The organism is Streptomyces graminilatus (assembly GCF_001418565.1).
Classification (GTDB): domain Bacteria; phylum Actinomycetota; class Actinomycetes; order Streptomycetales; family Streptomycetaceae; genus Streptomyces; species Streptomyces graminilatus.
Window position 1 is genome coordinate 1 of sequence record NZ_LIQQ01000233.1, and the last position, 2,063, is coordinate 2,063.

1 protein-coding gene is annotated in these 2,063 nt (G+C 71.2%); it reads right to left on the reverse strand.

The window, feature by feature from the left end:
• Positions 1–6: 6 nt before the first annotated feature.
• A partial coding sequence (locus tag AOK08_RS20320) for a HelD family protein (RefSeq protein ID WP_055527873.1) occupies positions 7–2,063 on the reverse strand: 2,057 nt, incomplete at its 5' end.

Genomic DNA, 2,063 nt, shown 5'->3' on the forward strand with positions numbered 1-2,063 from the left:
GCCCCGTCAGGACAGTTCGAGCGGCAGCGGTGCCGCATGCACCACGATCAGCCCCGACACCGCCCGCGTCAGGGCCACGTACAGCCGCCGCAGGCCGGTGCGTTTATCGGGCTCGGCGTCCACCACGGCCCGGGGCTCGTCCAGTACCACGTAGTCGTACTCCAGCCCCTTCGCCAACGACGCCGGCACCAGCGTCAGCCGCGTCTCGCGTGTCGTCTCCTCGCCGGGGGACAGGAATCCGATGCCCGCCTCCCCCAGCGCCTCCGCCAGGGCCGGGATGCGCGCGTCCGCCGCGATCAGGCCCGTAGACCCCTCGTTGCGCAGCAACTCCTCGCAGGCCGCGACCACTTCACCCGCGCCGTCGCCGATCGGCCGTACGTCGAAGAAGCCCGGGTTCTCACGGACCGACGCCACCGGCGTCAGCCCGGGCGCGATGTGCGGGAGCAGCCGGGACGCGTACGTGATGACGTCCGTGGGGACGCGGAAGCCCGCCGTGAGTTCCTCCACCACCGCCTCCGGCTTGCCCAGGTGGGCCAGAGCCTCTGCCCAACTCCGCGTCGCCCAGGGCGTGGTGCCCTGGGCCAAGTCGCCCAGGACCGTTGCCGAGCCGGTCGTGCAGCGGCGGCCCACCGCCCGGTACTGCATGGGGGAAAGGTCCTGCGCCTCGTCCAGGACCACATGTCCGAGCGAGTGCGTGCGCTGGACCAGGTCGGTCGTCTCGTCGATCAACACGGCGTCGCTGGCAGACCACTTGGCCGCCTTCACCGACCGTACCGGCTTCGCCCAGAGGATCTCCTTCTGCTCGTCCGCGTCGAGGATCCCGGCCGCGTGGGCGGTCAGGAAGTCGGCGTCCGTCAGGAGGCGCAGGACGAGTTTCGCGGGGTCGACCGGCGGCCAGAGAGTCTTCACGGCCGCCTTCACCGCCGAGTTGCGGGCCACCGCGTCCTGCACACGGTCGTCCGGCGCCTCGCCCGACCGTTCCATCTGCACCAGCACGGCATGCGCGATGCGCTGCGGGAGGGCCTCGCGGGCGGCGCCGTAACGAATCCCGCGGTCCAGCAACTCCCGTACGATGCCCTCCAGTTCGTACACCGGGACACGCCAGCGCCGTGACCCCCGTACGACCACGACGGGCTCGGTGGGCAGCGTCACGTGGGAGTAGACGGCGCGACGCAGGACCTCCGCCATTCTCGCGTCGCCCTTGACGATCGCCGCCGCCGCTTCGTCCGTGCCGCGCACCTCGACGTGGGCGACCAGGTCGTCGACAGTCGCCTGCTTGACCTCCAACTCGCCCAGTGCGGGCAGCACTTGCTCGATGTAGGAGAGGAAGGAGCTGTTCGGTCCGATGACGAGGGTGCCCGTGCGGGCCAGCCGGTCGCGGTGGGCGTAGAGGAGGTAGGCGACCCGGTGGAGGCCGACCGCCGTCTTTCCGGTGCCGGGACCCCCCTGCACGCACACCGAGCCGCTGAGCCCGCTGCGTACGATCTCGTCCTGCTCGGGCTGGATGGTGGCCACGATGTCGCGCATCGGGCCCACACGAGGGCGCTCGATCTCCTGCTGGAGCAGCTTGCTCGTGGCCGCCGATTCTGTGGGGTCGGAGAGGTGCTCGTCCTCGTACGCCGTGAGGTCCCCGCCGGTGTACCCGAACCGCCGGCGCAGGGCGATGTCCATCGGGTCCTTCTTGGACGCCCGGTAGAACGGCTGGGACACCGGCGCGCGCCAGTCGATGACCATGGGGTCGCCGTCGGCGTCGTGGACGTGACGGCGGCCGATGTAGAACTGCTCGCCCTCCGCGCCCTCGGCCTGTTCGGCTCCGGGAGCGTGCAGGTAGTCGAGGCGGCCGAAGAACAGCGGGGTGTGACTGAGGTCGGCGAGGGCCTTGATCCGCTCCTCGATCTGGCGGGACAGGACCGCCGCGTTGACCCAGTTCGCGGTGACGTCCTTGATGTCGAGGGACTCCGCGTCCTCACGCATCGCGCGGAGGGCCGCCCGGGAGGCGGAGAGATGCGAGCGCTCCCGGCCGAGCGGACCGCCGGCAAGGGAAGTGGGGTGGGGGTCGGGGA